This is a genomic window from Geobacillus sp. (assembly GCF_017515625.1).
In the GTDB taxonomy this organism is placed as follows: Bacteria; Bacillota; Bacilli; order Bacillales; family Anoxybacillaceae; genus Geobacillus; species Geobacillus stearothermophilus.
Genome location: NZ_JAFWFM010000070.1, coordinates 1 through 12,889, shown reverse-complemented (window position 1 = coordinate 12,889; position 12,889 = coordinate 1). Strand labels below are relative to the sequence as shown.

Genomic DNA, 12,889 nt, shown 5'->3' with positions numbered 1-12,889 from the left:
TGAGCGTACATGCGAATTTTCCTCCAATGGTTTGGTTTGGACACCTTTACCATACAGGAAAATTCGCATTTTTTGTACCCTCTATTTTCTCTATGCACACCGATCTTCAATGATCAAGTACAACTTGTGGTGAAGAGCCAAAAGCAAAATGTAAAGAAAATTTTTTCCGAGGTGAACGCTCATGACGATCCGCATCGCCTGCCTGCAGCTTGACATTGCATTTGGCGATCCAGCAAAAAACGAACAGCAAGCCGAACAGGCCGTGGAATCCGCTGCCAAAGACGGCGCTGACATCATCGTGCTGCCAGAGTTATGGACGACCGGCTACGATTTGACGCGCCTGGATGAAATTGCCGACGAAGGCGCCGAACGGGCGAAGGCGCTCGCTTCCCGATTGGCGCAAACGTACGGCGTCCATTTCGTCGCCGGTTCGGTCGCCAAAAAAACAGCCGCCGGCGTGACAAACACGATGATCGTGGCCAACCGCCATGGCCAAATCGTCGGCGAATACAGCAAGCTTCACCTGTTCCAATTGATGGATGAACATTTGTATTTGCAGCCGGGAAACGAGCCAGGCTTGTTCTCGCTTGACGGGCTGCCGTGCGCTGGGGTCATTTGCTATGACATCCGATTTCCGGAGTGGATTCGCGCCCATGCGTTGGCCGGAGCGGAAGTGCTGTTTGTCGTCGCCGAATGGCCGCTTCCCCGCCTTCACCATTGGCGGACGCTCCTGATGGCGCGGGCGATTGAAAACCAATGCTATGTCGTCGCTTGCAATCGGGCCGGACGAGACCCGAACAACGTGTTCGCCGGCCATTCGCTCATCATCGACCCGTGGGGCGAAATTATCGCCGAGGCGGACGAGAAGCCGGGCATTCTCTCGGCCGACATCGATCCCTCGCTCGTTGCGGACGTCCGCGCACGCATCCCGGTGTTTGCCGACCGCCGTCCGCACGATTATGAAGAGGCGGCAAAAAAATTTTTCAAAACGTATTGACAATCCGCCAGCCCAACCTGTATCATTCGAATCAAGCAACCAAACGATTGTTAACATCGTGAAAATTGCAAAAACTTAATAGCTAGATCGGTACTCTTATCAAGAGTTGGCTGAGGGAATTGGCCCAATGAAGCCCAGCAACCGACCGTCAGGCTATCGTGAGATAGGGCGCACGCCAAAGGCGGCGCCGGAAGCGAACCGCTTCCGCAGGGCACGGTGCTAAGTCCAACAGAAAGACCGATGTCTTTCTGAAAGATAAGAGGCGCGAAGACGATGCATCTTCAAGCCTCTTTCCGTATGCGAAAGAGGCTTTTTCATTTGCCAAAACCTAAAGGGGGAACGTGAAAATGACGATTGTCCAATCCACTGTTTACGAACCGCTCACCGAACAAAAAGCGACCGCCCTCGCCGTCCGCCTCGGCCTATTCCGAGACGGGGCGCCGCTTGTGTGCCGCGAAATCGGCGACGGAAACTTAAACTTAGTCTTTCATATCGTCGATCAGGAAACGAAGCAAGGCGTCATCATCAAACAGGCGCTCCCGTACGCGAAAGTCGTCGGCGAAAGCTGGCCGCTCACGTTAAAGCGCGCGGTTATTGAAAGCAACGCGTTGCGCACGTTTGCCAGCTATGTACCGCAATACGTGCCGAACGTCTACTATTCTGACGAATCGCTTGCCATTACCGTGATGGAAGACTTGTCCCGTCTGCAAATCGCCCGCAAAGGGTTGATCGAAGGGAAAACATTTCCGCTTTTGTCCCGGCATATCGGCGAATTTATCGCCAAAACAGCGTTTTACACATCCGATTTCGGCATGAACCAGCAAGAGAAAAAGAAATTGGCGCAAAGCTTCGTCAATCCGGAGCTGTGCAAAATCACCGAAGATCTCGTCTTCACCGATCCATTTTTCGACCATGACACGAACAACTTCGAAGACGAGCTGCGGCCGGACGTCGAAACGCTTTGGAATGACGACCGCCTCCGTTTGGAAGCGGCGAAGTTGAAGCGCAAGTTTTTAACCGAAGCCGATGTGCTTCTGCATGGCGATTTGCATACCGGCAGCATTTTCGCAAGCACCGACGAAACGAAAGTAATCGACCCGGAATTCGCTTTTTACGGCCCGATCGGCTTTGACCTTGGACAGTTTTTCGCCAACTTGCTGTTAAATGCGTTGTCCCGCCCTGACGTTGAGCGCCAACCGCTCTTTGATCACATCGACCGGACCTGGGACGTCTTTGCGTCCATATTCTCGGAGCTTTGGCGCACCAAAAGCATCGAGACGTACGCCGCAACACCGGGCTTGCTTGACGAAGTGCTCCGGCATGCGTTCATCGATGCTGTCGGCTTTGCCGGCTGCGAAGTCATCCGCCGGACGATCGGCCTCGCCCATGTGGCCGACCTTGACGGCATCGAGCAGAAAGAAGCCCGCCTTGCCGCCAAACGACACGCGCTCCGCCTCGGCCGCCGCCTAATTGTCGAGCGCAACGAGCTGACCGGAACGGACGGCTTCCGCCGAGTGTTTGCAGAAACCGAATAGTAACACGGCGACGACCGGCCCAGTGCCGGCCCGGATCAACGGAAAATGTGAAAAGAAAGGAAGACGACGATGGACACCTTTGCCATCCCGCGCTCTGTCGAGTGGCGCGAGACGCATATCACGATTTTAAACCAACAAAAATTGCCATTGGCAACAGAATATATCGACCTGCATACGCTTGAAGACGTGTACGATGCGATCGCCTCGCTGAAAGTGCGCGGAGCGCCGGCGATCGGCATCACCGCCGCTTATGGTCTGGCGCTCGCCGCCTCGCATTATAAAGCGGAAACGGTCCACGAGTTCCATAGCCGCCTAAAGCAAGACCGCGATTATTTGGCAAGCGCCCGCCCGACGGCCGTCAATTTGGTTTGGGCGCTTGACCGGCTCACTGCCGCCGCCAAAGACGCCGCCTCAGTCAACGAAGCGAAAACGGTGCTTATTCACGAGGCAATACGCATCCAAATCGAGGACGAAGATGTCTGCCGCCGCATCGGCGAACATGCGTTATCGCTTTTTCGCCCAGGCGAGCGGGTGATGACGATTTGCAACGCCGGCTCGATCGCCACCGCCCGCTACGGCACGGCGCTCGCCCCGTTTTATTTGGCGAAAGAGAAAGGGATCGAGTTATCCGTGTACGCCCTTGAGACGCGCCCCGTTTTGCAAGGAGCGCGTCTGACCGCCTGGGAGCTGATGCAAGCAGGCGTCGACGTCACGCTTATTACGGACAACATGGCGGCGCAAACGATCAAAGCGAAAGGGATTCGCGCCATTATCGTCGGAGCCGACCGGATCGCACAAAACGGCGATACGGCGAACAAAATCGGCACGTTCGGCCTCGCCTTGCTCGCCAAATCGTTTGGCATTCCGTTTTACGTCGCCGCACCGTTGTCCACCATTGATTTGGCGACAAAGACAGGGGCAGACATCCAGATTGAAGAGCGCCATCCGGATGAAGTGACGCATCTGGCCGGCGTGCGCGTCGCCCCGGAAGGCGTCAACGTGTATAACCCGGCGTTTGACGTGACGCCAAACGAACTGATTACCGCGATCATTACCGAAAAAGGCATCGTCCGCGGCAGCTACAGCGCGGCACTGCCAGCGTTGTTTGCAAAGGAGGAGCAGCATGAAACGATTTAAGGCCTTATCGTTCCTTTCTCTTCTTTTCTTTGCCGTGTTCTCCGTCTTGGCCGGCTGCACGAACGAGCAAGACGCCGTGAGCTCTAAGCCGGCCAACGAAACGAAGCAAACGGCCATCCAAGGCGACACCGTCTCATCCAACAGCCAAACCGCATCGAGCAGCGAACAGGCGGCCATCCCGGAGAAGCTGAAAAAACCGGTGAAGATCGCCGCCATTATGCAAATGTCCATCGGCACGTTCTCGTCGCAATACATCGCCGGTGTCAAAGAACAAGTGCAAAAGTTCGGCGGCGAAGTGCAAATTTACAACGCCGACAACGACTTGACGAAAATGGCCTCATACGTAGAAACGGCCATCACGCAAAACGTTGATGCCATTCTGCTTGATCACGGCCGCGCTGATGCACTCGAAGGCCCGGTGAAAAAAGCGGTTGAAAAAGGCATCCCGGTCGTCGCCTTTGACAACGATTTGAACATTCCAGCGTCACCGTCATCGACCAAGACGACTACAGCCTCGCCTGGAAAACGTTAAAAACACTCGCCGAAGATTTAAATGGAGAGGGCAACATCGTCACGATTTGGGTCGGCGGTTTTACTCCAATGGAGCGGCGCCACGTCATTTATGAGGCGTTCAAAAAACGCTATCCGAACATAAAAGAAGTCGCCAAGTTCGGTACGGCGAGCGCCAACACGGCTTTGGACACGCAAACGCAAATGGAGGCCATTTTGAAAAAATATCCGAACAAAGGCGACATTGACGCCGTCTTCGCAACTTGGGACGAGTTCGCCAAAGGAGCGACGCGCGCCATCGAGCAAGCCGGGCGTACGGAAATCAAAGTATACAGCATCGATTTGAGTGACGAAGACTTGCAAATGATCCAAAAACCGAACAGTCCGTGGGTGGCGACAACAGCGACGGATCCGGCGGAAGTCGGCCGCGTTCAGGTGCGGTTCGCCTATCAAAAAATCGCTGGCGAGAAAACGCCGAACATTTACTCGCTCGAGCCGCATTTAGTAAAACGGACCGACTTGCCCGATAAGCAAGTATCGATGAACGAGCTTTCGCAATACATCCCGGGCTGGGAGCAATCGAACGTCGCCATCTCGCCATGGATGAAAACGTTGGAAGCTCAGGTGAACAAAAAATGAACAGGCTGTTAATGCGAGGCATTGAAAAATCGTTTGGCGCGGTGCGCGTGCTTGACGGCGTGGACTTTTCCGTCCGTCCAGGCGAAGTCCACGCCCTTTTGGGCATGAACGGCGCCGGCAAAAGCACGCTCATGAACATTTTGGCCGGCGCCATTCCTCCCGACGCCGGCACGATCACGATCGATGGCGTCAACTGCACCTTTTCGTCGCCGCTTGACGCGAAACGAGCCGGCATCGGCTTCGTCGTCCAAGAGGTCGACACGGCGCTTTTCCCAGGATTGCCCGTTTACGAAAACTTGGCGGCTGATGAGCTCGCTGATGTGAAGAAACAGCCGATCCGTTCGCTGCGCCGGGAAAAAGAACGGGCCGCTGCTCTGCTTCGCCGCGTCGGCCTTGCCATTTCGCCGGCAAAGCTCGTGCGCGACTGCTCGCTCCATGAAAAACAGCTGATCGTGCTCGCCAAAGTGTTGTCATCGAATGCGCGCTACATCATTTTGGACGAACCGACCGCCGCCTTGAGCGAAGCCGAAACGAAGCGGCTGTTTGCCATCATCACGGAACTGAAACAGCAAGGCGTCGGCTTTATTTACATCTCTCATAAACTGAAAGAAGTGCAGGAAATCGCCGACCGGTTGACGATTTTGCGCGACGGCCGCGTCGTCTACCATGGTTCCGCCCGCGGTTTGCCGCTTGAAGACATCGTCCTTCATATGACCAGAACAAGGCGAGCCGCCGCCATGAAACAAACGCGCGCGCATGGAAGCGACATCGCGTTTGCCGCCCGCGGAATTTTGATCGACAAAACCGGGACAACAGTCGACCTATACGCCCACCGCGGCGAAATCGTCGGCATCGCCGGCTTGGTCGGCGCCGGCAAGACGGAGCTTGCCGAAAGCCTCATCGCCCACCGGAACACATCCGGCGAGTGGGAAATTGATGGCAGACGCTATGTGTTCTCATCGCCTTATGAAGCCATCGACGCCGGCCTTTGCCTCATCCCGGAAGAACGGCGCAAACAAGGGCTGTTCTTGCCCGAGTCAGTGAAAACCAACATCACCGTCCGCCTCCTTTCCCGGCTGTCGCGCTGGCAATGGATCAGCCGAAGGAAGGAAACGGACGCCGCCGACGAACTTGTCCGCTCGCTCGGCATCCATCCGCCGTTGCCTTCGACCGCTGTCCGCCACTTAAGCGGCGGCAACCAGCAGAAAGTCGTCATCGGCAAATGGCTGAACACAAACGCGCGTGTTTTTCTATTCGACGAGCCTACGAAAGGAATCGATGTCCACGCCAAACAAGAGGTGTTTTCCATCATCCGTGCTCTCGCCGATGAAGGAAAAACAGTACTATATTTTTCGAGTGAATTTCACGAGCTTCTTGAGGTGTGCGACACCATCTACATCATGGCTGACGGCCGGCTGCTCACCCGCCTGCCGGCCGCAGAACTAACCTATGAACAGCTTGTGTACTATTGCAGCGGAGGTGAGATCGATGAGCCAGCCAGCCGTTTCCACAGCGCCGTCGAAAAAAGCGGCGCCGTTCATTCTTGAATTTTTGTATAAACATGGCACACTGCTTGCCATTTTGGCTGTAATCGCCTATTTTGGCCTGACACAAGACCGGTTTTTTACCTATGAAAACTTCAGCGACATTTTGCGTTCCATTTCCATCGTCACCTTGGTGGCCATTGGCATTACATTTTCGCCCATCGTCGACGGCCTCGATTTGTCGGTCGGTTCGACAGTGAGCTTGGCGACGATTGCCAGTGCGGCGGCGCTTGTCTTGCATCGCCAAGAAATTTTCGTCACCTTGCTCGTGCCGCTGTTGCTCGGCGTCGCCGTCGGGTTGCTTAATTCGTTGTTGATCGTCAAATTCAAACTGCCCGATTTGCTCGCCACGTTGGCGACGATGTACGCGATCAACGGCGTGCAGCTTACGTATACAAAAGGATTTTCGATTTATAACGACATGCCGCTGCCTGATGGCGGCACGGCGCCGGGCAAATTTATTCCTTCCTTTTTATTTATCGGCCAAGGGGAGCTGTTTGGCGTGCCGTTTTCGGTCTTGCTCATGCTCGTTGTCGTCATGGCCGCCCACTTGTTTTTAACATACACCAAACCTGGCCGTCTCTTTTATTTAACGGGTGAAAACCGGGAAGCGGCACGGCTCTCTGGCATCCCAGTCAACCGTTACCGGACGTATGCGTACGTCATCAGCGGCTTTTTCGCCGCCTTGGGGGGCATCGTGCTCGCCTCGCGCATCGGCACCGGGCAAGTGTCGGCCGGCGCTTCGTTTTTGATGGACGGCGTCGCCGCCGCCTACATCGGCTTTTCTGTCTTCGGCGCCGGCAAGCCGAACGTCATCGGCACCCTGTTCGGTTCGATTTTGATGGGCGTGTTGTTGAACGGCTTGACGATGGCAAACGTCCCGTATTACGCTCAAGACATTATAAAAGGCGCCATTTTAGTCGGCGCCCTCGCCTTGTCGCATTGGCAAAAAAAATAATGTCCCATTCCCTGCCCCCATGGATTCGCGTCATGGGGGCGGGCGTCATTTTGGGAGGCATACACACCCGCCGATCAGCTGAAGCGCGATTGATAGCGCCGCTCCAGCTCCAGCAGCTTTGCTTTTACATCGGTCCGGCTTCCGGCGTAGCCGACGAGGGCGCCGTTTTTGCCGACAATGCGATGGCACGGGACGATGATGGCGAGCTCATTCGCCCGGTTCGCCTGGCCGACGGCGCGAACCGCCTTCGGGCGGCCGATTTGCGCAGCGATGTCAGCGTATGTCGCCGTCTCGCCGTATGGGATGCGGCAAAGCGCCGCCCACACTTCTTCTTGGAAGGGCGTCCCTTTCCATTTCAGCGGCAAATCAAACGTCCGGCGGCGGCCGTGAAAGTACTCATCCAACTGTCGAAGCGCGCGTTCAAGCAACGGCGACCGGCTTTGGACAACCGGATGCCCGCCCGCAAACGCGCGCCATTCTTCCGGAAACAGTTCAACTTTCATGATCGCTTCGCCGTCGGAAGCGATGTATAGATCGCCAAGCAGCTCCGACCGGTATACGGCATATTCAATCGCCATCGTCGTCTTCCCTCTCTGTCCGCTCAATCGGCAACGTAATATGGAACGTCGTGCCGACCCCGACTTCGCTTTCCACGTCAATTTTCCCTTGATGTTCTTCAATGATCTTATAGCTGACCATCAAGCCGAGTCCGGTGCCGCGCTCTTTCGTCGTATAAAACGGCTCGCCGAGTTTTTTGATTTTATCTTTCGGAATGCCGACGCCTTGGTCAGTGATGGAAATGCGAACATTTTTGCCCATGCGGGCGATCCGCACCGTGATGTCCCCGCCTTTGGGCATCACTTCAATGGCGTTTTTCAAAATGTTGATAAACACCTGCTTCAGCTGATTCAGCTCGCAATACACCGGCGGCAGCCCGCGGTCGAAATCGGCAATGATTTGCACGTTATTCATTATCGCCTGGGCGCTGATCAAATCGATCGTATCCTGCATGATTTTGCAAATGTCGTTTTGCTTGTATTGCACCGCCTGCGGTTTGGCCAAAACGAGAAACTCGGTGATGATCGATTCGATCCGCTCCAATTCCGACATAATGACATTAAAATACATCGAATAATCGCCGTCAATGCTTCCTTGCAGCAACTGGATGAACCCTTTTAACGCCGTCATCGGGTTGCGGATTTCGTGGGCGATGCCGGCAGCGAGCTCGCCGACGACATTGAGCGTATCCGATTTGCGCAGCTGCAGCTCCATCTCCTTCCGCTCGGTCATATCGCGAAACGTCATCATTCCAACGCCGGAAATGACTTCTTTTTTCAACGAAAACTCGATGATTCGCTCCTTTGTCTCATCGGAAAACTCGACTTCGCCGCTCGCCTCGCCAGCGCGCTGACACTCAGCCATCAGCTTGTTCAACTGGCGGCGCGCCCGGTCCGGAAGAAGTTCGCCGACTTTCCGGCCAAGAAGCGCCTCCTTTTCAGCAGAAAAAATGCCACAGGCGATTGGATTGGCGTCAATGATGCGATGCTGCTCATCCCAAAGCAAAATGCCGTCCATCGAGTGATCGAAAATACTGCGGAATTTTTGTTCGCTTTCCCGCAGTTCGCGCTCGATTTTCCGCCGCTCGCTCACGTTGCGGAAAATTGTCAAATGGTAGCCGTTAATCGCCCCTTTTTTCATCGTAAACTCAAGCTGTTTCTGTTCGCCGTTTGGCATATGGAACGTCAGCTCATCGCGAATTTCCCCTTTTTGGCGGAACTCGCTGAAAATCCGCTTCACCTTTTCATCCCCATATTCCACAAAATCGAGCAAATTGCGGCGCACAAGCAAATTCAAAGGCAGCTCAAACGTTCGGCTCGCGGCCGGATTGGCGTTCAATATGTAGCCAAAATCATCCCAAATGAGAATCGCCTCATGCGCCTGCTCGAAAATGGCCCGAAACCGCTCTTCGCTTTTTTGTAGTTTGATTTCCATATTTTTCCGATCGGTCGCGTCGCGCATAATGGCCATGTAAAAGCCGCTGTAGACGTTCGACGTCACCGTCAGTTCAAACATTTTCACCGTTCCGTCCGGGCGGACAAGCGACAACTCGCCTTTGGCCGTTCCCTTTTCTTTCACTTCCGCGAGCAGCTGTGCGAACTCATTGACGCATTCGCAGGCGACGAACTGCTGAAACGACAAATTGAGCAGTTTTCCTTTTTCCAAGTTCAAGCTCATCGAAAACGCCGGATTGACATCGATAAAACGCCCAAATTCATCGAAAATGACGATGCCGTCGACGGCGCGGTTGAATACGTCGCGAAACAAAAACTCATGAATGATTCGTTCGCGCTCAAGCGCCTTATGAGCCGAAACGTTGCGCATCATCACGAGGTCAAATTCATGAAACACGTCTTTTTTTATCGAAAATTCGATATGCTTCACCTTGCCGTCCGGCAGCTTAATGAGCAGCTCGTCGCTGAACGAGCCGAACTTTTGCAGCATCGACTGCTGAAACAGCAAAATATCCAGCGGCACGAGCTCCAAAAACGAGAAAAGTGAACGGCCGATCAAGTCAAACTTATCCATCTCAAACAGCTTGCACGCCGCTTCGTTCACATCGACAAACTCGCCGTTTTTATTTAAAATGACAATGGCGTCGAGCGATCGCTCGAAAATGACGGAATAACTGTTGAGCCGCTCCTTTAGGCGACGATTTTCCTCTTCAAGCAGCCGCACATCCGGCGTCGCATTTTGTTCTTCCCGAGGAGAAAGGCTTTGGGCCATATCCATCTCTCCCTCTAGAAATGTTGATGTATCAAGGCTCCTTGTCTATTCAAACCGTTCAACGAAATATATATTCGATGTAGAAAAATTTACTCCTCCCTTCGCTCATGAAGATTTTGCGAATTCTTTTTTCACCGTTCGACAAGTTTCTCTTCTTTTTCGTTTGGTTAAACTGCGTTATAATGAGAGGTTAGTACGCTAATCAAAGGGGTTTTGCTTCTATGAATATTGTCTGCACGACATTGAACGCCAAATACATTCATATGAACCTCGCCATCCGCTATTTAAAAGCGTACGCTCAGCCCGAATTTGACGTCAAGCTTGTTGAGTATACGATCAAAGACCCGGTGCTGAACATTGTGACTGATTTGTACCAACGCCGTCCGGATGTCATCGGCTTCAGCTGCTACATTTGGAACATTGAAGAAACGATCAAAGTCGTCAAGCTGTTGAAAAAAGCAGCGCCGAATATGGTCATCGTCGCCGGTGGACCGGAAGTGTCGTACGATGTGCGTGAATGGATGGAGCGGGTGCCGGAGTTTGACTTTATCGTCGTCAGCGAAGGAGAGGAAACGTTTAAACAGCTGCTTTTCGCTTTAGACGGCCATGGAGACGTCCGTGATGTCGCCGGGCTCGCGTTTCGCGACGGGGGCCGCATTGTCATCAACCCACAGCGAAACAAAATTCGCCTTGCCGACATGCCGTCGCCGTTTCGCTTTCTGGAAGACATTCCCCATCTTCCGAACCGGGTCGTGTATGTTGAAACGAGCCGCGGCTGCCCGTTCAGCTGCCAATTTTGCCTGTCCTCGATCGAAGTCGGCGTCCGCTACTTTGACCGCGAAAAAATCAAAGACGACTTGCGCTACTTAATGCGGCACGGGGCGCGGACGATCAAGTTCGTCGACCGGACGTTCAACATCAGCCGCAGCTATGCGATGGACATGTTTCGCTTTTTAATTGATGAACATGTGCCCGGAACAGTATTTCAATTTGAAATTACCGCCGACATCATGCGTCCCGAGGTGATCGAGTTTTTAAACCGCGAAGCGCCGCCCGGCCTGTTCCGCTTTGAAATCGGCGTCCAGTCGACGAACGACGAAGTGAATCGGCTCATTATGCGCAAACAAAACTTCGCCAAACTTTCGCGAACGGTAACGATGATTAAAGAGGGCGGGAAAATCGCCCAACATTTGGATTTGATCGCCGGTCTTCCCGAAGAAGACTACAACTCGTTCCGAAAGACGTTTAACGACGTATTCGCCCTCCGCCCGGAAGAATTGCAGCTTGGGTTTTTGAAGCTGCTGCGCGGCACTGGGTTGCGCCTGCGCGCCCATGAATACGGCTACGTCTATATGGATCATGCGCCGTATGAAGTGCTCTCCAACAACGTCTTGTCGTTTGATGACGTCATCCGCATCAAGCAAGTGGAAGACGTGCTTGAAAAATATTGGAACGCCCATCGAATGGACGAAACGATCGAGTACTTGGTGACCGATGTGTTCCCGTCGCCGTTTGACTTTTTCCAGCAGTTTGGCACGTATTGGGATGAGCGCGGCTGGGCGCGCATCGGCCACCAACTGGAAGACTTGTTCCGCCGCCTGCATGAATTTTTGCGCACAGCCGTCCCGGACGCGCTGCCGGTCGCCGAGTCGCTTATGAAATACGACTATTTGCGCAACCAAAAATACAAACCACGCAAGCCGTGGTGGAATGAGAAAACGGACAAAACGGCGCGCACGGCCGTCTACCGTGCGCTGCTTGAGCGCCCCGAGGTGCTTGGGGAGGACTTTGCCGCCCTCGGGATCGGGGAAAAGGAGCTGTTTAAACATACGGTCGTGGAAATCGTGCCGGTTGATGTCGGCCGCTATATCGCCGCGAAGCAGCTCTCGTTTGCGCCAACCGTCATCGTCGCCTATTTTGATCCGTCCGGAACCGGCGCAACGCTGTTTTCCGCGCCGCTGTCCGCCTTGTCCGCTTCGGCATCCGCCTAACGGCCAAACGCCGGAGGCACGGCTTTTTTGTGCACCACGTGAAAAAGCAGGGAGCGTTATCCCTGCTTTTTTCGTTCCTTTTCATTTTCTTTCGCCCGTTTTTGTTCCTCCATGATCCAAAGCGGCTCGTGGGCAGCGAAATCGCCCCATTCAAACGCCGTTTCTTCATTCGTTCGAGCGGGCCGCTTCTTATGCTCTTTACCCATCCCCGCCTCCTTGCCGCCCTTTTTTCGAATTGCGGTTCGCGCCGCGGATCATGTCCTCCTCGCCGGCATATTGTGCCGCAAATTCGGTATCCGGCAAGCTTTCCGTTGGCGTTTTATTGTTGTTTTTCGCTGCGTCAAATTTCACTTTTCGCTTCATCATCGTTTCGTCTCCTCCTCATCAACCGTTTTCCGCTCATAAGCGACAAGCACAATTTCTTCTCCTGTTTCTTCACGCAGCCGCTGTTCGAGTTGCTGGAGCTGGCGAAGCGTCCCCTCTTGCAGGCGGGCAACCGGGAATGCAATGTCAGTCACATCGATCCTCCTTCCCGCATTTTTTCTTATCGTGTCTCCGCTGCGCCAACTTTATGCGCCGCTATGGTTTGAGTACCACTTTAACTTCCCTCCGAAAGAAGTCTCCTACTTCTAAACGTGAAGGTGCGCCAGCATCAGTGAAAGTGGGAGATGAATTTCGGTTGGCGTTAGCCAACGAATATGATAGAATATGGCTAGAACGGACACCTTCGGAACGAAGGGAAGCGTAAAGGGTTCTTGTGTGTGGCTTACCGTTCAGCGAACACACACAAGTCG

General features: G+C 53.9%; 11 protein-coding genes, 1 pseudogene and 1 riboswitch. Of the genes and pseudogenes, 7 read left to right on the top strand and 5 right to left on the bottom strand.

The window, feature by feature from the left end; genetic code table 11:
* Nucleotides 1-181 precede the first annotated feature (181 nt).
* From IKE44_RS04540 to IKE44_RS04515, 6 genes and pseudogenes are all read left to right on the top strand, one after another.
* A complete protein-coding gene (locus tag IKE44_RS04540) occupies nt 182-997 on the top strand; it encodes a carbon-nitrogen family hydrolase (protein ID WP_033015815.1) in 816 nt (271 codons plus the stop codon).
* A 93-nt stretch (nt 998-1,090) separates the two neighbouring features.
* Nucleotides 1,091-1,259: riboswitch (SAM riboswitch) on the top strand.
* Between the two features lie 85 nt (nt 1,260-1,344).
* Nucleotides 1,345-2,532: an S-methyl-5-thioribose kinase gene (mtnK, locus tag IKE44_RS04535; RefSeq protein WP_033015813.1), complete on the top strand. Its 1,188-nt coding sequence runs from the start codon at nt 1,345-1,347 to the stop codon at nt 2,530-2,532.
* Nucleotides 2,533-2,601: 69 nt separating this feature from the next.
* Entirely contained in the window at nt 2,602-3,669 is a 1,068-nt protein-coding gene (gene mtnA, locus IKE44_RS04530) for an S-methyl-5-thioribose-1-phosphate isomerase (RefSeq protein ID WP_287465134.1), read from the top strand.
* A pseudogene (locus tag IKE44_RS04525) lies at nt 3,656-4,818 on the top strand (sugar ABC transporter substrate-binding protein). The gene mtnA and the pseudogene IKE44_RS04525 overlap by 14 nt, the downstream one beginning before the upstream one ends.
* Nucleotides 4,815-6,365: a sugar ABC transporter ATP-binding protein gene (locus tag IKE44_RS04520; RefSeq protein ID WP_287465133.1), complete on the top strand. Its 1,551-nt coding sequence runs from the start codon at nt 4,815-4,817 to the stop codon at nt 6,363-6,365. Before IKE44_RS04525 ends, IKE44_RS04520 begins: the two are co-directional and overlap by 4 nt.
* Nucleotides 6,307-7,320, top strand: a complete 1,014-nt coding sequence (locus IKE44_RS04515; protein ID WP_287465131.1) for an ABC transporter permease — start codon at nt 6,307-6,309, stop codon at nt 7,318-7,320. Before IKE44_RS04520 ends, IKE44_RS04515 begins: the two co-directional genes overlap by 59 nt.
* Before the next feature lie 74 nt (nt 7,321-7,394).
* Here IKE44_RS04515 and IKE44_RS04510 read toward each other — a convergent pair whose 3' ends face one another.
* Both IKE44_RS04510 and IKE44_RS04505 read right to left on the bottom strand, forming a co-directional pair.
* Complete coding sequence (locus tag IKE44_RS04510; protein WP_033015805.1) at nt 7,395-7,898, bottom strand: methylated-DNA--[protein]-cysteine S-methyltransferase; 504 nt, start codon at nt 7,896-7,898, stop codon at nt 7,395-7,397.
* Nucleotides 7,888-10,104, bottom strand: a complete 2,217-nt coding sequence (locus tag IKE44_RS04505; RefSeq protein ID WP_287465129.1) for a PAS domain S-box protein — start codon at nt 10,102-10,104, stop codon at nt 7,888-7,890. Before IKE44_RS04505 ends, IKE44_RS04510 begins: the two co-directional genes overlap by 11 nt.
* A 221-nt stretch (nt 10,105-10,325) precedes the next feature.
* Here IKE44_RS04505 and IKE44_RS04500 point away from each other — a divergent pair, with 221 nt between their 5' ends.
* A complete protein-coding gene (locus IKE44_RS04500; RefSeq protein ID WP_049624197.1) occupies nt 10,326-12,095 on the top strand; it encodes a B12-binding domain-containing radical SAM protein in 1,770 nt (589 codons plus the stop codon).
* 56 nt (nt 12,096-12,151) lie between these two features.
* On the opposite strand, the gene IKE44_RS04495 is transcribed toward IKE44_RS04500, so the two are convergent.
* Genes IKE44_RS04495 through IKE44_RS04485 form a run of 3 tightly spaced genes read right to left on the bottom strand, consistent with a single transcriptional unit; the run spans nt 12,152 to nt 12,613 of the window.
* The gene (locus tag IKE44_RS04495; RefSeq protein WP_162839644.1) at nt 12,152-12,301 is read right to left on the bottom strand and encodes a hypothetical protein; all 150 of its coding nucleotides are present in this window, start codon (nt 12,299-12,301) and stop codon (nt 12,152-12,154) included.
* Nucleotides 12,294-12,461 (bottom strand): hypothetical protein, encoded by a 168-nt coding sequence (locus tag IKE44_RS04490; protein WP_011230441.1) that lies wholly within the window; start codon nt 12,459-12,461, stop codon nt 12,294-12,296. The genes IKE44_RS04495 and IKE44_RS04490 overlap by 8 nt, the downstream gene beginning before the upstream one ends.
* On the bottom strand, nt 12,458-12,613 hold the full coding sequence (locus tag IKE44_RS04485) for a hypothetical protein (protein ID WP_162839643.1): 156 nt from the start codon (nt 12,611-12,613) through the stop codon (nt 12,458-12,460). Before IKE44_RS04485 ends, IKE44_RS04490 begins: the two co-directional genes overlap by 4 nt.
* Nucleotides 12,614-12,889 lie beyond the last annotated feature (276 nt).